Origin of the sequence: Pseudalkalibacillus hwajinpoensis, from assembly GCF_039851965.1 — a bacterium.
GTDB lineage: Bacteria > Bacillota > Bacilli > Bacillales > Guptibacillaceae > Guptibacillus > Guptibacillus hwajinpoensis_E.
Window position 1 is genome coordinate 1293178 of record NZ_CP156674.1, and the last position, 20062, is coordinate 1313239.

The window sequence follows — 20062 nt, forward strand, 5'->3', positions numbered from 1 at the left end:
GCCTTTTAATATGAGATCAAAGAATTAATTAAACAAGCTAAATAATTTATAAATAAGCCAGTTGACTAAGTTACCACCCTGATCGATACTAGAAATTTTGGTTGAACCTTCAGGCATATTGAAATCGGCATTGATGGCCATCTCGGTAAACATCGGAGCGACGTCTGTTGCCAAATAAAGTGAAAGTCCAATCATGATCGTACCTACGATAACGGAATGAACAATATTTCCTCTTGCAGCACCGACAATAAATGCCACTACGAACGGAATCGTAGCTAAGTCACCAAAAGGTAATAGAGCATTACCAGGTAGAATAACTGCTAGAGCAACGGTAACCGGTACAAGAATAAGAGCTGTCGAAATAACTGCCGGATGTCCAAGCGCTACTGCAGCATCAAGACCGATATGTATTTCTCTATCACCAAACCGTTTCGATAACCATTCTCTTGCGGATTCAGAAACTGGCATTAGCCCTTCCATCAAGATCTTTACCATACGAGGCATCAAGACCATGACGGCTGCCATTGCCATACCGATTTCAATGACATCACCAACGCTATAACCTGCTAGAATACCAATGACGGCACCTAGAAAAAGTCCAATAAAAATAGATTCTCCGAAAATACCAAATCGTTTTTGGATCGTATCCGGATCTGCATTCCAGTTTTTCACGACTGGGGTTTTTTGTAATAATTTCACTAAAAATATTCCTGGTGCATAAGAAATCGTACTTCCCGTCGCGATAGACACTCCTGGCAGTTCAAAGAATTCGCTAACCATAGGTGCTGTCCAGTCAGCAACCTTAAGGGCGATAACTTGGAATATGACCGCAGCAAGTAGACTTTGGATGATACTACCTGAAATGGCATATACCATTGCAGCCATGAAGGTATAGTGCCAGAAGTTCCAAATGTCCACATTCATAGTCTTGGTTGTTTTCGTCACTAGCATTATCACGTTCACTAGTAAACCAAGCGGAATGATAAATGCCGCAACACCTGATGCCCAGGCAATAGATGAGGACGCAGGCCAGCCGACATCAATGACGTTTAGTTCGACCCCTAATCGATCTACCATCCCCTGCGCGGCAGGTCCTAAATTGTTCACAAGCAAATCAACTACTAAGAAGATCCCAACAAAAGCAACACCGATCGTTAAGCCTGACCGGAACGCTTTGCCCGGTTTCTGACCGAATAATAATCCCAATAAAAAGATCGCTACTGGCAAGATAACTGTTGCACCTAAATCTAAAAAGCCTTGTACGATATTTACGAATCCTTGCATGCGACTTTTCCTCCCAACATTATGAAACTAATCTACTTCACTTCTGTTAAATGAAGCAGATTCACCTTACTTACACCCTACTTCTTAAGCTCTTCAAGAATTTTCTTCCTCGTATCATCCGTTCCGATTCCAGTTAGAAATGAACGAGCATTAATAACCGGGAACGGATATTCTTTCTTCGTCATGGCAGTCGTTACAAGCAAATCTGCCGTGTCTACATAACCACCTACTTCGGTGATTTTGATCTGAATGAGATCCAATTTCAGCTGATGCTCTTTTGCCATTTCTTCAATAGCTCCATTCACAATTGTTGATGTTGCAATACCTGCTCCACACGCTACTAACACTTGTTTCTTTTTCATTCTTTCTCATCTCCTTCAAGGGAATCACAATTTACTTTCGCTTTGATTAGTTGTTTAATAGTTGTTTTATCCTTCTCAGTCACCAGATACTGTAACGTCTCTTCACTCTGGAATACTTGCATTAACTGCTGCAACAATGAAAGTTGTGAATGGGTTTCATCCATTGCAAGCATGAACACTAATTTCACAGGGGTGGTTTCACGATCATCACCCATCACTCCAAAATCAACTGTTTCATTCAACACACCCATACTAATGGTCTTTCGATTAACGTGATGAACGTCCGTATGGGGGATCGCAACTGAAATACCAGCTGTTGGCAATCCGGTTGCAAATTCAAATTCTCTCGCAATAATCGCATCGATAAAGCTTTCCTTCACGAGGTTTTTGTTCACCAGGTTCCGCCCCATCGTTGTTAATACTTCCTCTTTTGCTGAACATTCTAGATCCAGAAGAATGACAGATTCATCAAAAAATAATTCACTCATCTTTTCACCTCATTAACTTTTTCAGTTACAACGTTCTCAGTCTTTGGAATAGCCTTTAATTATTTCATGAATCTCTTCAACTGAATCCGAGTGAATCACTCGATTTCGATCACTCTCAGAACCAGCAAACTTCATAAGTTGCATCAACGCATGGATATGTTTCTGCTTGTCAACTGCTGCGATGACAATAACCAGGTTAATCTTGTATTCAGAAGTAAAGGTCACTCCATCTTCTAATTTCAATAAGCTCATTCCAATTTCGTTCACACCTTCCTCAGGTGCTGCATGAGGAATCGCAATGTTTGATCCAATGACGATATATGGGTCTTCACTCGTTCGATGAAGCATCGCCTCTACGTATTCAGGTTCAATATGACCTTTCTGAATTAAGGGCTCTGAACTAATTCGAATCGCTTCTTCCCATGAACGGACCGATTTTCTCGTCGTGATATAATCCTGTTGAATTAATTCGTGTAAATTAATATCAAGATTTTTCACAGTGTGTTTCACTGAGGATGCTTCCTCACGGTTGATATACGATTGTAAATCTCTAGTTAGCTCTTTTTCATTTTTAATCACCGTATGATTTTTAATAATATCGATTAGATGATTAACGTTTATATCGTTTGGAATGTATCCATAGAGTTCTAACATGACCTGCTTCCGCAAACGATATTTCTCATCACGACCAAGAAAGGCTTTTGAAACAAACAACTTCTTATCTGTTTCAAGAAATGTCGGCGAGAATACAATATCGTAATCTAGTTCATACTCTAGAAAACCTCGTACTGATAGAGAATCCAGAAATACAAATTCCGGGAATAACTCTCTTAACTCATTAAACATTAATCCTGATACGGAGACACCTTGAGGACATACAACAATTGCTTTTATTTTCTTCTCAATGCTATCGCCCTGCCTTCTCATCCATCCACCAATTAACATTGTGATATAGGCCGTTTCACTCTCAGGAACTTTACTACCAATTAATTTTTCCAGTGGCCCGATACATCTTTTTATCAGATGATGCAATTCCTTGAATTCGTTACTCAAAGATTCATGAATCTCGATTGTGTCAGTAAGATGGTATTTGATGCGATAATAGGCAGGCTTAATATGTTGTAATAAGTTGTTTAACAATTGCTCCTTATTTTGAAAATAAATGCAAGTACTCTTTTCAAAAAGCTGAAGCATCGTATCGATTGCAGGTACTAAGTCTGGAATCGTATCAGCTTCGGTTAAATATTCAGACCAATAGACATTCGATGTTAATAAATGCAGTGTACAAAACAATCGTTCTTCCACTGGTATTTGATAATTGGAATGACGGAAGATTTCTTCTGTAGCCTGGTATTCTTTTGTATTTGATAGATTTTGATATTTAATAGAAAACGTCTTAAGAACATGACCCTTTTGAATTCGTTTCAGAATTAATATAAAAATATAAGGCATCGTGGATATCTTTTCATCAGTAAATTTCAAGTTCAATTTACACTCGATATTCTCAATTCGATTAATAAACTCATCTACCTCATCTTCTTGAATATTAGCTAATTTCTTTAAAATAGTTCCGCCGCCATCATTTTGAAGAAGCTGGTAGGTTACGTTAATTAGCAGTTTGCGAATTTGAAACTCCTTACCTTCCAACACATAACCGGTTTTTCTCGAATATCGAATAACTAAATGATAGTCATCTAAATAAGTTTGAACTTGTTTCATATCACTAAGAATCGTATTTTTACTAACAGCCAATTCACTTGTAAAATGATTCAATGACAGCTCCTCTTCGCAGCTTAAGAGCATCAGGATAATGAGATGAACTCGTTGTTTCTCTGATAGTACTGCTGTTGCAATAGACGGTTCTTTCTCCTCACCAGTAAGAGTTGTAAAAACTGATTGATCAATGATGAAATGCCCCTGTCTTGTTCGTTCAATTACTGGAAGGTCCTTAGTCATCAGCCATTCATTCATTTTGTTAACGCTGTAACCAAGCTGTCTACGAGTTAAGTTATATTTCTTCTCTAAAGCCATACTAGTGATCCTTGGATTACCAATTAGTTCATCTAAAATTAGCTTGCTTCTATCACTATTTGACAACTCTAGCCCCCCTTTCAATAATTATTGTAGCACCCATATCCTACACAATGATTACGCTTTCATCCCAAATTGTCGGACAGTTTTTGTACATCATCGTGATTAAAAAACGAAGAAATGGTGTTGGAATTGGCAACATCCTCAATAACAGAGAAGGAATGACAATTATAATAGGGATTTTATTCGAAAAGCTTTATTTTTAATAAATGGCGTTCAATTACTTAGCGGATGTTTATCAATAAAAAGAGGTTGACTCACATGATAAATGTAAGTCAACCTCTTTTTAAATTGGTAGGCTAAGCTCTTTAGCTTCTTTCGTTTGTTTTCTTTTTTTCTTTTTTGAGATTATATTTTGATTAGCAGATTTAAAGAATGAATACCCCTTTAACAAGACAATAATCGAGAATGGAAAAGCAGCGATATGAAAGATTCGCTATCTTACCTTTCACAGTCCAATCACATAAAAAAGCAGTTCAATTAAGTATACGATTGTAGTATTGTAAACCTAACTGAACTACTTTCAATCAGCAATCATGTTCTCCTTTCCTATTCTCTTTGATCCGTAATCAACATATGCCCTGGCGCATGAGTAATCATAATCTCAGGCTTCACATTCAGTCCAACATACTGTGGCGTAACACCACATGCCCAGAACACTGGAATTCGTTCTTCTTCCTGATAAGGCGTAAATTCTCCATAATCAGGCTTCTCAATATGTTCAATACCAATTTCAGACGGATTACCAATATGAATTGGAGCTCCGTGTGCCTGCGGAAACTGTGAAGTGATATTAATCGTTTCTTCCAGTTCTTCTTTCTTGATTGCTCTCATACTGACGACCATATTTCCTTTGAACCGCCCAGCATCCTCGCAGGGAATTGTAGTTTGATACATAGGCACAACCTTCTCCATCTCCTGGTGCAATAAGCTGATCCCGGCTTCCACGAGAGCTCTCTCAAAGGTAAAACTGCACCCGAGTAGAAACGTGACGAAATCATCCTGCCACACCTCCCTCAGGTCAAGCAGTTCCTGCTCCAAATCCCCGTTCTTATAAATGCGGTATTTCGGTAGATCGGTTCGAATATCCGCATCGGCAATTCGCGGCATCACATGACCTGCTTCGAGTACGTCGACTACGGGACATGGCTTTGGATTCCGCTGACAGAATAAGAGAAACTCGAAGGCATACTCAGCAGGAAGCGTGATCATATTTGCCTGCAAATACCCATCACACATGCCTGAAGTCGTTCCACTGGCAAGGCTTTCGCGGAATTTGAGCCGCTGTGTTTGTGGTGTTTCCATCATGTCATCTCCCTTATGAAAGTTCATAGATTTCGAGAAATTTTGTATTAAAATTACCTTCCACGAACTTTTCGTGCTTTAGTAATTTCTGATGAAAAGGAATTGTCGTTTTGACACCCTTAATCATAAACTCACTCAATGCTCGTTTCATTCGTAGTATAGCCTCTTCACGAGTCGCGCCGTACGTAATGAGCTTCGCCACCATCGAATCATAAAATGGCGGGATCATATACCCTGGATATACGGCAGAATCCACACGGACACCGAAACCGCCAGGAGGCAGGTACGTTTCTACCTTCCCTGGAGACGGCATAAACCCATTCTCTGGATCCTCCGCATTAATGCGACACTCCATCGCCCATCCGGTCAGAGTAACATCTTGCTGTGTGAGTCCAAGCGTCTCATTGTCAGCGACCTTAATCTGTTCTTTAATTAAATCAACACCGGTCACCATCTCCGTTACCGGATGCTCAACCTGAATACGTGTATTCATCTCCATGAAATAGAAATTGCCATTCTGATCATAAATGAATTCAACTGTTCCGGCACCAGCATAGTTTACAGCCTTTGCAGCTCGAACTGCCGCATCACCCATTGCGGTACGAACTGAATCATCTAAGGCAGGGGAAGGTGTTTCTTCGACTAACTTTTGCATTCGTCTTTGAATCGAGCAGTCACGTTCCCCAAGATGAATGACGTTTCCGTAAAGATCAGCGAGAATTTGAATTTCAATATGACGAAAATCTTCGATGAACTTCTCAATATAAACACCCGGGTTTCCAAACGCTTTCTCCGCTTCTTGTTGCGTCATATTGATCGCTTTAATCAACTCATCTTCTTCTCTAACAACGCGAATCCCTTTACCGCCACCACCAGCTGTTGCTTTAATAATAACCGGATAACCCATTTCATCGGCTAGCTCAAGTGCCTCTTCTTTACCTTTGATAATGCCATTCGAACCCGGGACAACTGGAACGCCAGCTTCTTTCATCGTCTTTCTGGCAATATCTTTGATCCCCATCTGGTTGATTGCTTCTTTACCTGGTCCAATAAACGAAATATTGCAGTCTTCACAAATCTCTGCAAACTCTGCGTTTTCCGCTAGAAATCCGTAGCCAGGATGAATCGCATCCACTTCCCCATTCGTAGCAGCAGTCATGATATTCGCCATGTTCAAGTAGCTATCTTTTGAAGAAGTGGGTCCAATACAATAACTTTCATCCGCTAATTGAACATGAAGTGCGTCACGATCTGCTTCTGAATAAACAGCTACCGCTGTAAGCTCAAGCTCATGACACGCTCGAATAATTCGGACAGCGATTTCACCACGATTTGCGATTAATACTTTTTTGATCCCCATATGACCCTCTCCTATTCTGGTTTCACTAAGAATAGCGGTTGACCGAATTCAACAAGATCCCCATTTTGAACAAGGACTTCCATAACTTCTCCATTCACATCAGCCTGAACGTCATTAAACATCTTCATTGCTTCAAGCACACAGACAACCGTTTCTTCTTTAACGGAGTCACCAATCTTAATAAAAGCAGGATCATTAGGAGACGGAGAAGCGTAGAACATCCCCACCATTGGCGAAGTAACGGTAAGCGTTTCCGCCTCTTCATGTGACGTATCCATTTCTGGTCCCGGACTTACATCCTCCTGCCCTCGCTCATTAACAATGTTCGGAACCTGGCTGATAGGCTCCTCTTGCTGTTCACTCTTCACAGTTTCTTCCACCTGTGGATTCTGGTTCTTTACCTTCACTACGAAACTATTATGCTCGTAATGCACTTCATCTACTGTAGAGCCGTTCACATATTTAATAATTTCAATAATTTCTTTTGAATTTAACATGTTCAATTCTCCTTTATTGACGAGGGTTAGACACCTTACCTAACGTGCGAATGAATCGATCATTGTCTTCATATATTTCTTGAGCTTCTTCAACATTCACTTCGCAAAAACGTATTTTACAGCCTGGCATCGCCTGAGCTAGATAGGGAATATCTCTTGAGATAACCGTTCCGATTCTTGTGTATCCGCCTGTTGTTTGGCGATCAGCCATCAGAATAATCGGTTCTCCATTTGCAGGAACCTGAATACCTCCAAGGGGGATCGCTTCTGAAATAATATCTGCAGAAGTCTCGTGCTCTATCTTCGGACCTTTTACTCGAAAGCCCATACGATCTGATTTTGGGGTTACTTCGTAAGTCGATGATAGAAAAGTTTGCACGGCAGCATCAGAGAAGGCGTTCAGGTGAGGTCCCATTACAACTCGAATATCCATTTCTTTTTTATAGGTAGGAACCTCTTCCGGGTGCAACGCACGACCGCTTATTCCGTTCACACCTCCAGTTCCATTTAACACGTCACCTTTTTCAAGAGCTCGGCCGTCAAGACCGCCAATACCTGCTCTTAAATAGGTAGACTTGCTTCCCATCACGAGTGGGATATCAAATCCCCCTGCAACACTGACATATGAGCGAGCTCCTTCAACTGGCTGCCCGAATTCAAGCCTGTCCCCTTCTTTCACTTCGAAACTTTTCCACATTGGCGCTTTTTCTCCATTCACTTTCGGTGAAAGATCACCACCACTAATTGCAATAACTGCATCTCCAACCACATCTATCGTTGGTCCCATCACAGTTACTTCGAGAACTGCTTCATTTCCGGGATTACCAACAAGAAAATTAGCAATGTTCATGGAAAAGGGATCCATCGCACCTGCGACAACAATGCCATACTGTTGGTAACCGCTGCGCCCGTTATCCTGTATGGTTGTTAACAGTCCCGATTTTACTACTTTAAATATAGGATTAGACATTGACGTTCACTCCAACGCGCTGGATTTTAATTCCCTCTGCTACTAGTTGTGCTCTCAACTGTTGCACCAAGCGAAGCGCCTCCGGTTCATCCCCATGGACACAGATCGTGTCAGCCTGAATTGCAATGTCCTCTCCGTTAACCGCGGTCACCTGTTGTTCATTTACCATTCGTATCACGCGCCCTACAGCAATATCTGCATCATGAATCATTGCATTCTGTTCAGATCTTGGTGTAAGTGTGCCATCAGGCTGATACGTTCGGTCAGCGAAAACTTCTTGTGCTACCGTTAAGCCAACATCTCTTCCTGCTCGTATTAATTCACTCCCAGCTAATCCGTATAACACAAGCTCAGGATTCACAGCATAGACAGCGCTTGCAATCGCTCTGGCAATAGCGGGAGTTTTCGCTGCGCTATTATAGAGCGCACCATGCGGCTTCACGTGTGCAACACGAGCTTGATGAACATTCGCAACGCCCTGAATCGCACCAACCTGATAGGCAACAAGGTTGAACACCTCATCTGCCGTCATCTTCATATCACGCCTGCCAAATCCGCCGAGATCAGGAAAGCCCGGATGTGCACCGATCCCTACACCAAGTGAATTCGCCAATTCTATCGTCCTCATCATCACATTGTGGTCACCTGCATGGTAACCGCAGGCGATGTTTGCTGATGAAATAAACTCAAGGACATTCTCATCGTTTCCAATGGTATAAGCGCCAAAGCTCTCCCCTAAGTCACTATTTAAATCAACCGACTTCATGATATCCCTCCTTTTTCTCTTCGGTTTCCACAACGTATTCTCCACGCTGGATCGCTTCTTTAATTTCAATAAATTCATTTTTACTAATTGATACAAATCGCAAATAATGTCCTGACTCCAGTAAAATCGGATGCTCGCTTGTTGGGTCGTATAACTGCACTGGCGTTTGACCAATAATCTGCCAGCCACCTGGTGATTCAAGTGGATAAATCCCTGTTTGCGCTCCAGCAATTCCCACTGATCCCGGTGCAATTTCAGCACGAGGATTTTCACGTCGTGGGGTTGCAATTTCCTCAGGCATACCGCCTAAATAAGGAAATCCAGGTACGAACCCCATCATGTAAATAAGGTAATCTTTCTCAGAATGGATAGAAATAACCTCATCCTCACTCATCCCATTATGTTCTGCGACAATAGATAAATCGGAGCCAGCTTCATCTCCATAATAAGTTGGAATGATATAAACAAGAGAAGCAGTTGCTGCTTCTCTTCCCTGTTGTTGTTCGTTTATCAATTCGAGCTCTTCTCGTAATGATTGGTAAGTTACTTTATTAGGTAGATAATATATCGTTAGTGTTGTATAAGCTGGTACCCATTCTACAACACCTTCAATCGGATGACGATTCAGATAATCCGCAAACATCCGTATCTTCCGATTCGTTTTTTCTGAAATCTCGGTTCCGAATACAAGTTGAATACCTGTATCTCCGAGAGGATAATAGTCAAGTTTCACCCATACTCCTCCTAACAATTAAGTAAACAGTTGTGGAATTTTATCGATTAACGTCACAATCGCTAAATAAGCTGTTATTAGAAAGACAAAGCCTCCAAAGATCGTTAACCAAAGAGGATGTTTGTAATCACCCACAATTGATTTCTTATAAGCTGCAACTAATAGCGTTCCTAATGCAACTGGTAATATTAATCCATTGAATGCACCTGCAAGAATAAGCAACAGAACCGGTTTACCGATAAAGGCGAAGATTATCGTCGAAACGGCGATAAAGCCAATTGTCACACCTGAATGGTGACGATCCACATTCTTCGATAAAGTTCGTAAAAATGATACAGATGTGTAAGCTGCACCAACTACGGATGTGATTCCTGCCGCCCATAAGACGACACCAAACATCTTATATCCAATCGCCCCTGCTGCCTGCTGGAAAACAGATGCCGGCGGGTTGGCCGGGTCCAATTTGAAGCCTGTTGCTACAACGCCCAATACAGCCAGGAATAGGAAAACCCGCATGATTGATGCAATAAGAATTCCTGATACCGAGCTTTTTGTAACCTGGTGAAGATTTTCTTTACCGGATATACCTGCATCGAGAAGTCGATGTCCCCCAGCAAACGTAATGTAACCCCCAACTGTTCCACCTACTAATGTAATAATCGCAAATACATCAATTTTGTCAGGTGCGAATGTATGGACGATCGCATCACCAACTGGTGGATTACTTTGAAATGCTACGTACAACGTAAGTAAAATCATCAGTCCGCCGAGGATGCGTGCAATTTTATCCATCGCAATGCCCGCTTCTTTAGAAAGGAAAATTCCAATTGTAATGACACCCGTAATTGCTGCCCCGATCCGTGGATCAATACCAAATAGCACGTTCATTCCAAGTCCTGCACCGCCAACATTACCAATATTAAAGGCAAGTCCACCAAGTGCCACCGCAAAGGCGAGGAAGTAACCAAGTCCAGGTAGCACCATGTTCGCGATGTCCTGTCCTCTTTTCTTTGATACGGCAATAATTCGCCAGATATTTGCCTGGACCCCAATGTCGAGAATAATGGAAATTAGAATAACAAATCCAAAGCTTGCTAGAAGTTGTTCAGTAAATACAGCCGTCTGGGTTAGAAATCCCGGACCGATTGCAGATGAGCCCATTAAAAAGGCTGCCCCAAGTATAACCCCCCACTTGCTCTTCGTTGGACCGTTCTCTAATGAAAGTGGTTTCTTGTTTTCAGTACCCATCAAATGCCCCCCTTTTTTATTATGATTCTTCTATCGAATGAATCGATGTGTTTTTTTCTCTTACCTCTACGATATCACGTAATTTTCAGATAATTTTATAAGATTCCGCACAAAAAAACCGCCCATATTGGGCGATTTCGCTCACGTAATATTATATTTTTCAATTCGACGCTGAAGCGCATATCTACTGATTCCTAATAGCTTTCCGGCCTGAGTAATGTTCCATTTCGATTCTTGAATCGCTTTCTCAATATACTTCTTTTCAATCCTTTCAATATGATCTTCTAAGGAGAACTGATCATCAAACACCACATGTTCAATTGATTTAGAGCCTTCTACATACCCTTCTACCGGATTAAGAAAGTCAAAGTGATGTGCAGCTAGTTCACTTTCTTGATGTAGAATGGCGATTCGTTCGATCGTATTTTTAAGCTCTCTTACATTGCCAGGCCACCCATAGTTTAATAACCGTTTTTTAGCATCAGCTCGTAATGTCGGTGTTTCTTTACGCATTTGCTGACAGAACTCGTCCAGGAAATGCTCTGTGAGCATCACAATATCATTCTCTCGCTCACGTAAAGGCGATAATTTAATCGGTACAACGTTCAACCGGTAGTAGAGGTCCGAACGAAATTCCTTCTCCTGAATCATTTCCTCAAGCGAGCGATTCGTTGCAGCGATCACGCGCACATCCATCTCAATATCGTGCACACTTCCAATACGTTTGATCTTCTTGTCTTCAAGAAATCTAAGAAGTTTGACCTGAATATCCAGTGATAGGTCTCCAATTTCATCAAGGAATAGCGTTCCGCCATCAGCCCACTCCATTAAGCCTACTTTAGACTCGGAGTGATCCGTCACGCTATTTTTCTCTCTGCCGAATAATTCGATTTCAATTAAATCCGCAGGAATGCTTGCACAATTCACTGCCACAAATGGTCCATCATGACGCTTACTTTGCTGATGGACGCTTCGTGCAACAAGCTCCTTCCCTGTACCAGTCTCCCCTCTAACTAGAACAGTCGTGTCATTGCTTTCAGCGATTAACGAAATCTTGTCTTTCAATTCGTTCATTTGCTCACTTTCACCAATCATTTGAACGAGCTTTGTCCGCCGCTCTTCTTCTCTATACCGCTCTACTTCTTTCTCAAGATGGTGCTGCTTAATCCATTTTTCCAGCGTGATTTTCAGCTCTTCTAGCTCAAATGGTTTTGTTAAATAATCAAATGCCCCTTCTTTAATCGCTCTTACTGCTGTTTTCGCATCCCCATATGCCGTTAACATCATGACAGCCATGTTCGGATATCGCTCTCTGAATTCATGAAGCGAATCCAGACCATTTCCATCAGGCAAACGAATGTCAAGCAACAGAACTTGTGGACTGAATTCGTCCACTAACTGCCAGCCCTCTTCAAGCGTTGCTCCCGTTCTTACTTCATATCCTTCGTCTTCGAGGAACATCTGGAGCGTAAGACGTAACGTTGTTTCATCATCGACAATCCCTACTTTGACAGCCATTACTCCCCCTCCTTTCTTGTTGGAAATGTGATCCTAAATGTCGTGCCTTTTCCTATCGTACTTCTCACATCAATTTCGCCTTTGTTCTGAACGACTAACTGATGAACAATTGAGAGACCAAGACCAGTCCCTTGAGAACGCGTGGTATAAAAAGGATCAAATATTTTCTCCATCACACTATCATCCATTCCAATGCCAGTATCTGATACGGTAATCGTTATATCATTATCGGATCGCTTACTTGAAAGTGTTAACTCTCCTCCATCCGGCATCGCATTGATTCCATTCAGTATTAAATTTAATAGAATTTGACGAAGGTGGTCACGATCAACCATGATGTCATAAGCGTTTTCAACATGTTGGAGCGTCACATTTTTTTCGCTTGCTATTCTTTTCATTAATAATACAAGGGAACGAACCGTTTCATCTACTTTTACCATTGACGGATTGGAATCCATAGGTCGCGAAAATTGAAGGATATTCGTAATGATTTTATTAACTCGATCAATATCTAGCAGCATGTTCTCAGTCAATGCAAGCTGATCATTACTTAAATTAAGCCTGCGTATTAATAATTCGGTCGTTGTTTTGATACCTGCTAGTGGATTACGTATTTCGTGGGCAATACCAGACGCCATTTCACCCAACGAGGCTAAGCGAGACATCCGTTCAACACGCTGCTCTAACTTTCTCCTATTGGTAATATCCTCAAATGTAATAATGGAACGGTGTTTCTCTGCTGTACTCAGAACCTTATAGTTGACTGCGTAATAGACTTTCTCTTCCTTATGTTTGTGATCCCATATTTCTTCACTTCTTCTACTCGTTTCATGAATGGTTAATTTCCTCAGGCGCTCTTTTAGCAAATGGTCTTCTTCCATCATTGTTTGAGCTGCTTCGTTATAAACGGAGTCCATTCCTTCAATGACGAGCACCATCCCAACATGAACGCTATTTAAAATGGTTTCATTAAGCTGTTTGATTTTCTCAATTTGTCTATTCCGCTCATCAAGCGTTAGGAACATTTCCTTCAGTGATGTTGAGAGGACTCCTATTTCATCTTTACGGTTTTCTTTAATATCAAGGTCTTTCACCTTTTCCCCCATCGCAATCTTTCTGCAAAAAGCAGCCAGATTTTTGATTGGCTTTGAAAGATGGTATGAGAGGATAATCGTGATCTGAACCGCTATTACACCTGTGAAAATACTAATTAGCAGCGTATATTTTTGAATATCTGGAAGTGAACCAGAATAGAAGGAGAATTGGATAGGATAATAGAGCTTTCGGTAACAATAAAGATCGCCCCAAGGATCGTTCCGAAGAGAATCAAGCAGAAATGAAAAATATCGGTTCGGGCTACCGAATGGAGCCCGCCAAAAGTAGTGTACAGAACAAAGATATAAATTAAAAACACACTTACTGTATAAGGGATGTCGAGCATTTGGCTGACGACAATTCCGAAGCCGCGAATTTGAATCACGACATACAACAAATAACTAACACTTAGTATGAGGCCAATCCATATTTGCAGAAGTTTCGAATCATATCGCACCAGGAAAAACTCTGGTACAGTCACAACGTTATATGTATAAAGCTTGGATGAAATAAATAAGAGACCGATGATGCCGAGCAGCCATGCAAGAGCGGTTGTCCAGATTACCGATACCCCACCTGCATAAATTAACCCTGGTAACCCAAGAAGCGATGCGGCACTGAACCATGTGGCACAAAAAGAAGCAATACTTGGAAGCAAGGAAAGGTTTCTTCCTGCCAGAAAGTAGCCTATCAATTCATCTGTCTTGTCGAATCCGTGTTTTCCGAGTATCAAGATTGCAATTGTATATATGAGAAAAACACCTAAATACATCAATTCATCCATAATAACCCTCCTTTCAACTTACGAAAGCATATGGACGAAGCAGTTCCTAAACGTACGTTAGTTTCAGGTTTCATTATATACAAAATAACTGGTCTAAACCAGGAAGTGCCTGGTTTAGATCACATACCTTACCTCCCTTGAGAAAAAGCACGAAAAAATACGAAAGAGCCGCTTAATAGCGACCCTTTCATTCGGTTTTCAATGGATATATGTTGTCCCATTTTATCATGTTTAATTACACTCGCAAGACACGTTAGAAAACGCTAGCCCTATTTCAGGTTAGTTTAGTATTATAATAGAGGATTTTAAATCACTATAAAGAAAGAAATAGCATCAAGGAAAATTTGGAGGTAGACGATGAAACAATTTTTATACAAATTAACCTTAATTCCAGAACTATTAGAAGAAAACAATTGGACTGAGAAAGAAAACAGTATTGTTGCTGAACATTTCCATGCACTGCAGCAGCTGTTAAAAAATAACACCTTAATTATGGCGGGCTGAACGCTTAATGATGATCCAACTTCATTTGGAATCGTCGTTATCCAGGTATCTTCCGAAGGGGAGGCCGAACGACTTATGAAAAATGACCCAGCCGTTCGAGACGGCATCATGTCAGCTGAGTTATTTCCATACAGCGTCGCACTCTACAACGAAGAATTCACAGTTCAACTGACGTCATAATGACGTCTGCTTTTCTAGAAAAATTGGACCATATGCTCTTCATCCAAAAAGTTTCCTTTAACAAAAAGGGCTTTCTCTTCAATCAAAATAGTCTTAAAACCAAAGCTTTTGTACAGGTGCTTAGCATTCTCATTTGTTGAGACTACGGATACGCTTAGCTTTAGAAGACCATCCTGATGTTTCGCATATTCAAGAACATGCGAAAGTAATGCTCGTCCTGCGCCTTTGCCCCGCTTATTCGGTGTCACGTAAACAGCAAAGAGATCTGCTTTATGACGCACCTTGATTCCGGTTCCCCTTACCAACGTGATAACACCAATTAGTTCATCACCTTCAAAAGCACCGAATGTGACACCTGACTTCATATTTCTCGCCGTACTTTCTATGGGATCATCCTTTAAAATTGCTTCTTCATAGCTTGATGCAAATGCTTCCGGGTTGTTCTTTAATGCTTCTAATCTCAGCTCCCAATAAGCTTCTGCATCACTTGGTGATAGTCTTTTAATCTCCATCTACTTCTCCTCCCAAGAGTGCTGCGAACTTAACTTTGCTATAAACGCTTTACACTTTTCAGCAATTAACTCTTTATCATTGTCGAGCGTTGCGACATGATAGCTTCCATGCAGTTCAACTATCTCTTTCTTTTCCGATGACATTTCTTCATAGATATGATCAGAATTTTCAGGTGGGACAACATGATCTTCTAGAGATTTAAAAATCAATGCTGGCATCTTAATTGAACGAAGCTCCTTCCGAGTGAGCTCCATCAATTCGAGTATTTCCTGAATGGATTTTATCGGCGTCTTCTCATAAGCAAGTTCTGTAACACCTTCAGCTTTGATATCAGATCCAATTGCATCTAGAAAACGCGGTTCTGTCTGTCCTCTCATTTGTTCAAGATCAGGTATGTCAATTGCTGCATTAATCGGCATGATTCCTTTTACCTCGGGATATTTCCCTGCTAAATAAAGCGTCAGCGTGCCGCCCATTGAAAGACCTGCAATGAAAATCTGGTCACACCGCTCTTTTATCCACTGGTACCCTTGTACAACAGACTGAACCCATTCTTCATATGTACTTTGCTCCATGTCTTCGTAGTGAGTCCCGTGCCCCTGTAACCTCGGGCCGTACACCGTGTATCCTTCTGAAGCAAGTTGTTCTCCGAGAAAGCGCATGCTCTGAGTAGAGCCTGTAAAGCCATGCAGGACAAGAACACCAATCTCATTACCTTCAAAATAAAACGGTTCCGCTCCTTTTAAAACTGAATGGTTTTCCATTTTCATATCCCTCCCATGTAACACATGAATTCGTTATGAAACCGTTTAATTCCTTTTTACTAAGTTTCGATATCAGGTTTGAACGACACCTTTATGTGGAACATATGTACTGGATTTAACTAATAGGAGGAATTTAACAGTGACAGATCTTAAACTCACCAGTAACAACGACGCTCAGGAAAAACAATCTTACATTTACCGTCTTTTAGACCGTGGTATTTATAAAATAAAGAATAAGCAGCTCTATGAATGTTCACTTGAAGAGCTTGAAGATCTGCTTAGAAGACCTATTATCTAAAAGCCTCTGGAGAATGAAATCCACGGGCTTTATCTGTGGGCAGGTAAATAGCAGGATCGCCTGGTCCATGCCGCTCAATGAAATAAGTTAATTGACTTTTAGTCAACCTGCTTATCCTTCTTCCCGCTCCACTCATCTTTCAACATGCAATACACCACATGATCATAAAACTGCCCATTAACAAGCTCCACTTGCCTGAGAACACCTTCTTCTTTAAAACCCAGCCGTTCAGGAATAGCACGGCTCTTTTTGTTACCAGATGCCACACGAATCTCTATACGATTCAAACGCATAACCTTAAAGCCTAAATCGATAATTCCCCGGCATGCTTCCGTAACAATGCCCTTTCTCTGAAACTTTTCACTGAGCCAGTAGCCGATCGTCGCGTACTGATGCGTGCGATTGACCTCATTAAAGCCAACTGTTCCTGCAAGCTCATTTTTATAGATAATGGCCAGTGTTTTGGGGTACCCCCCTGTCTCAACAACTCCGTTTAGCGTACCCTGGATAAAATCACGGGAGGCTTCCACATCAGTATTGTAATCTACCCACGCCAGCCACTCTTTCAAGTAATCTCTTGATTCATCAATCAAATGGTAAAGCGCTTCTGCATCATCTACTGTATACATTCGTAAATAAAGATCTTCATTGACCTGGTTTGTAAACATTTTCTCATTCCTCTTTTCTTCTCCCATGTATTGTTTCAGAACGCCCATAAATTCCTCTGCTTCTTCATCATGCGTGCAACTTGTTCGTAAAATGATAAACTGTTCCGTTATATCGTAATCAGTGTTCAATTATGCAAGTACACTCACTCTTTTTTATGTAGTCAACCTTCTCTGGATAAACCAAATTTGTCCGCGATGGCTTATTTCATCCCCCATCACATGAAACCATTTAAAGTAATTATTCGCTCGCTCATCCCAACCGTAAGGCGTAACCTCTTCAAGCCAGGCGTCTTCCTTTTTCCGAAATGCATCAAGCGTTTGAGCACGCAACAGACATAGTTCACTCCAGTAATAATCGAGATCATTTCCTTTTACTTTTAAACGGGTTTCCTCTCCAAGTTCAATGCCTGATCCCAACTCATCCCACTCGTTGTCTGTCATTTCACGATTCTGAAACGTCATAATTTGAAAAGCTTTTTCAAGAGAAGCGATATGATGAAGCAGCATTCCAATTGAATTACTACGATCGTCAAGTTGAAAGTCAAGAGCTTCAATCGTTAAACCGCGAATTTCTTCTTCGATTGTATGCCTCGTGTAATTCATCATCGAAATCAACCGGCTAATCTGAGGGGCATATCCGTCTTTTTTACTGATCATGCAAAGGGTAGGATCATTCATCATTGAACATCCTCCTTCCTTAAAAAGTTTCTCATTCTTATAACTTCTTTTTTCAGATTCCAAACCCCTTCTTAATTCCTGATTTTCCCATTTTCTATTAAAGGTATAATGCTGTTTGGATAGGCGCCAAAAAAAAAAGCAGTTCAATTCAAAGTACAATTGAAAATACTGTACTTCAAAACTAAACTACTTGAATTTCACCTTCATTTAATTGCCTATTATTCAACTCTCTTCTTAACGGGATTACACCCCGGCCACTTCCCATGTGTCGATTCCGCTACTTTCAGTAAATAATAACATTCCTCTCGCGCCATATGATCCGCCATTAATGCAGAGAATGTCCCTAAAAGTTCATCCGTTAGCTCCATTTCTTCCAGTTCTTTCAGAAACGTTTGGAAAATGTGCATTTCTAGCTCGACGTCTCGATTGAACCGCGACAGAGCTGGAAACTGATTGAGTTCTGTTCGAAGGTACCCTGTTAATTCAACAGCTTTTAAATAAAAATGATCGAAGGCTTTTACGAAAGCATTCGATCTGTTCTTTAAGCGCTTCTCCACACCATCAAGTTGATCATTAATAGCACCTGCGTGACCTGAGGCATCGAGAAGCCAGAGCATGTGATGATGTAACTCATGGAAAACCGGCGGCGCTTCCCCCTTACCAAGATACGCAATGACAAGCAGGTATTCTTCCAGCTCATTCACCATGTGATTAAAAAAAGTTGGAGACAAATGGATTCCAACATCCCCGTTCAACTGCCGCTCCAATAAAGTTAATTTATACCTTCGAAAACTCCTTACTTTAGGAGCAACCTCGTTCGTTAACGCTGCAAAATCTGTTGAACTTCTTGCTTTTTCCAAATAATCATCAAATAACTGAATAAACTTTTCTGCCTCTCTTACCTTCTCAACTTCATTTGGATAAAGAGAATCTCGTATGAATCGTGCATGGTCTCCAAGTATTTGCAGCCAGAACTGATGCTCAAATGCTGCACTATCTTCAAAGGTTTTCATCTCTTCCCCCCTATTAACGATGCTCGTTTATTTATATGGGAAAAGTGAAAAGAGTAGTCATGTGGATTTTAGTTCAGGTACTTTTTTGGAAGGGCAATGTTATCAAAATCCAGTACTAATCGATTTAACGAATCATCAAGATCTGTTCCACTCATCGGAAGACCGTGACCTGTAGCCGCTTTTTGTGGTTCTAATTGAAGAATGGTTTCGATTGATTTTTTCGCAGCTATCCAATCCGAAGTGAAATACTTCGGAGGTCCGCTAATCTCCTGTTTTTGCGTAAAAACGCTGTATATCGATTCCTGCTTTACCGTTACAAAGGCGTCTCCGGCAATCAGTAAGCGATCACTTTCACGAAATAATGAGATATGCCCTTCTGTATGACCCGGGGTATGGATCCATTTCCATCCTTTAAGTTGAGGGATTTTATTTGAGCTCGGAAGCGTCTGAATCTTCCCCTTTAGGTCAATACCATGGTTCGGGAAGCGAGGAGATAACTTACTAACCAGCCCTCCCGCCGTCGGGTCCCCCTTCGGATAATCACGCTCACCAGTTAAGTAAGGAAGTTCCATCGCATGCGCGTAAACTGGCACGTCCCATAACCCAAGTAAATCCTCCAGGGAACCAACATGATCAAAATGCCCGTGTGTTAGGATGATCGCCTCAGGTTGTGCGCCTTTACCAAATCGATCTTCAGCAGCCTGAATGATACGTTCACCTTCATGAGGCATTCCTGTATCAATTAATACCCATTGATCTTCTGTTGGTTTACCAATGAAAAAGAGATTCACGATACCAACCGTGTATTGAAACACATCAGCCTCAACCTCAATACCCGCTCCACTGAACAAACTTGTCATCGGTAAATGGCTTTCCGAAAAATCATTATCCTGTTCTTTCATGATTAGTCCTCCTCCTTTCATTACCAGTTTTCCTTCATATA

Annotated in this window: 22 protein-coding genes; 2 read left to right on the forward strand and 20 right to left on the reverse strand. The window is 41.1% G+C overall.

Translation table 11 applies throughout. The annotated features are described in order from the left end of the window. Window positions 1-24 precede the first annotated feature (24 nt). The 14 genes from ABFG93_RS06535 to ABFG93_RS06600 all read right to left on the reverse strand — a co-directional run bounded on the left by ABFG93_RS06535 (window position 25) and on the right by ABFG93_RS06600 (window position 14501). The gene (locus tag ABFG93_RS06535; RefSeq protein WP_347551648.1) at window positions 25-1284 is read right to left on the reverse strand and encodes a galactitol-specific PTS transporter subunit IIC; all 1260 of its coding nucleotides are present in this window, start codon (window positions 1282-1284) and stop codon (window positions 25-27) included. Window positions 1285-1361: 77 nt separating this feature from the next. Next, the gene (locus tag ABFG93_RS06540) at window positions 1362-1646 is read right to left on the reverse strand and encodes a PTS sugar transporter subunit IIB (protein ID WP_347551650.1); all 285 of its coding nucleotides are present in this window, start codon (window positions 1644-1646) and stop codon (window positions 1362-1364) included. Further along, on the reverse strand, window positions 1643-2134 hold the full coding sequence (locus ABFG93_RS06545) for a PTS sugar transporter subunit IIA (protein WP_347551651.1): 492 nt from the start codon (window positions 2132-2134) through the stop codon (window positions 1643-1645). The genes ABFG93_RS06540 and ABFG93_RS06545 overlap by 4 nt, the downstream gene beginning before the upstream one ends. A 36-nt stretch (window positions 2135-2170) precedes the next feature. After that, window positions 2171-4231 (reverse strand): BglG family transcription antiterminator, encoded by a 2061-nt coding sequence (locus ABFG93_RS06550; protein WP_347551653.1) that lies wholly within the window; start codon window positions 4229-4231, stop codon window positions 2171-2173. A 543-nt stretch (window positions 4232-4774) separates the two neighbouring features. After that, complete coding sequence (locus ABFG93_RS06555) at window positions 4775-5530, reverse strand: putative hydro-lyase (RefSeq protein WP_431522081.1); 756 nt, start codon at window positions 5528-5530, stop codon at window positions 4775-4777. Between the two features lie 13 nt (window positions 5531-5543). Beyond that, complete coding sequence (accC, locus tag ABFG93_RS06560) at window positions 5544-6890, reverse strand: acetyl-CoA carboxylase biotin carboxylase subunit (protein WP_347551657.1); 1347 nt, start codon at window positions 6888-6890, stop codon at window positions 5544-5546. 11 nt (window positions 6891-6901) lie between these two features. Continuing rightward, window positions 6902-7387 (reverse strand): acetyl-CoA carboxylase biotin carboxyl carrier protein, encoded by a 486-nt coding sequence (accB, locus tag ABFG93_RS06565; protein WP_347551659.1) that lies wholly within the window; start codon window positions 7385-7387, stop codon window positions 6902-6904. Window positions 7388-7400: 13 nt separating this feature from the next. Then, window positions 7401-8357, reverse strand: coding sequence for a biotin-dependent carboxyltransferase family protein (locus ABFG93_RS06570; RefSeq protein ID WP_347551661.1), 957 nt, complete (start codon window positions 8355-8357; stop codon window positions 7401-7403). Further along, window positions 8350-9123: a LamB/YcsF family protein gene (locus ABFG93_RS06575; RefSeq protein WP_347551663.1), complete on the reverse strand. Its 774-nt coding sequence runs from the start codon at window positions 9121-9123 to the stop codon at window positions 8350-8352. The genes ABFG93_RS06570 and ABFG93_RS06575 overlap by 8 nt, the downstream gene beginning before the upstream one ends. After that, window positions 9110-9856, reverse strand: a complete 747-nt coding sequence (gene pxpB, locus ABFG93_RS06580; RefSeq protein ID WP_347551665.1) for a 5-oxoprolinase subunit PxpB — start codon at window positions 9854-9856, stop codon at window positions 9110-9112. Before pxpB ends, ABFG93_RS06575 begins: the two co-directional genes overlap by 14 nt. Window positions 9857-9874: 18 nt before the next feature. Continuing rightward, window positions 9875-11104 (reverse strand): NRAMP family divalent metal transporter, encoded by a 1230-nt coding sequence (locus tag ABFG93_RS06585; protein ID WP_431522058.1) that lies wholly within the window; start codon window positions 11102-11104, stop codon window positions 9875-9877. Between the two features lie 141 nt (window positions 11105-11245). Then, window positions 11246-12622: a sigma-54-dependent transcriptional regulator gene (locus ABFG93_RS06590; protein WP_347551667.1), complete on the reverse strand. Its 1377-nt coding sequence runs from the start codon at window positions 12620-12622 to the stop codon at window positions 11246-11248. Continuing rightward, window positions 12622-13716 (reverse strand): sensor histidine kinase, encoded by a 1095-nt coding sequence (locus ABFG93_RS06595; protein ID WP_347551668.1) that lies wholly within the window; start codon window positions 13714-13716, stop codon window positions 12622-12624. Before ABFG93_RS06595 ends, ABFG93_RS06590 begins: the two co-directional genes overlap by 1 nt. A 116-nt stretch (window positions 13717-13832) precedes the next feature. Then, window positions 13833-14501 carry a sodium:solute symporter family transporter gene (locus ABFG93_RS06600; RefSeq protein ID WP_347551670.1) on the reverse strand — a complete coding sequence of 223 codons (669 nt, stop codon included), beginning with the start codon at window positions 14499-14501 and terminating at the stop codon, window positions 13833-13835. Between the two features lie 357 nt (window positions 14502-14858). Between ABFG93_RS06600 and ABFG93_RS06605 the strand changes: the two genes are divergently transcribed. Next, window positions 14859-15005: a hypothetical protein gene (locus ABFG93_RS06605; protein ID WP_347551672.1), complete on the forward strand. Its 147-nt coding sequence runs from the start codon at window positions 14859-14861 to the stop codon at window positions 15003-15005. Between the two features lie 194 nt (window positions 15006-15199). Here the strand turns inward: ABFG93_RS06605 and ABFG93_RS06610 are convergent, their stop codons facing one another. After that, window positions 15200-15697 carry a GNAT family N-acetyltransferase gene (locus ABFG93_RS06610; RefSeq protein ID WP_347551674.1) on the reverse strand — a complete coding sequence of 166 codons (498 nt, stop codon included), beginning with the start codon at window positions 15695-15697 and terminating at the stop codon, window positions 15200-15202. Next, window positions 15698-16462, reverse strand: a complete 765-nt coding sequence (locus ABFG93_RS06615) for an alpha/beta hydrolase (RefSeq protein ID WP_431522059.1) — start codon at window positions 16460-16462, stop codon at window positions 15698-15700. Between the two features lie 139 nt (window positions 16463-16601). Here ABFG93_RS06615 and ABFG93_RS06620 point away from each other — a divergent pair, with 139 nt between their 5' ends. After that, on the forward strand, window positions 16602-16760 hold the full coding sequence (locus ABFG93_RS06620) for a Fur-regulated basic protein FbpA (RefSeq protein ID WP_347551678.1): 159 nt from the start codon (window positions 16602-16604) through the stop codon (window positions 16758-16760). A gap of 98 nt (window positions 16761-16858) precedes the next feature. Here the strand turns inward: ABFG93_RS06620 and ABFG93_RS06625 are convergent, their stop codons facing one another. The 4 genes from ABFG93_RS06625 to ABFG93_RS06640 form a co-directional block, all read right to left on the reverse strand. After that, entirely contained in the window at window positions 16859-17557 is a 699-nt protein-coding gene (locus tag ABFG93_RS06625; RefSeq protein WP_347551680.1) for a GNAT family N-acetyltransferase, read from the reverse strand. A gap of 24 nt (window positions 17558-17581) precedes the next feature. Then, window positions 17582-18109, reverse strand: a complete 528-nt coding sequence (locus ABFG93_RS06630; protein WP_347551682.1) for a DinB family protein — start codon at window positions 18107-18109, stop codon at window positions 17582-17584. Between the two features lie 215 nt (window positions 18110-18324). Beyond that, on the reverse strand, window positions 18325-19119 hold the full coding sequence (locus ABFG93_RS06635; protein WP_347551683.1) for a DUF2935 domain-containing protein: 795 nt from the start codon (window positions 19117-19119) through the stop codon (window positions 18325-18327). A gap of 68 nt (window positions 19120-19187) precedes the next feature. Then, on the reverse strand, window positions 19188-20021 hold the full coding sequence (locus ABFG93_RS06640) for an MBL fold metallo-hydrolase (RefSeq protein ID WP_347551685.1): 834 nt from the start codon (window positions 20019-20021) through the stop codon (window positions 19188-19190). Window positions 20022-20062: the final 41 nt, after the last annotated feature.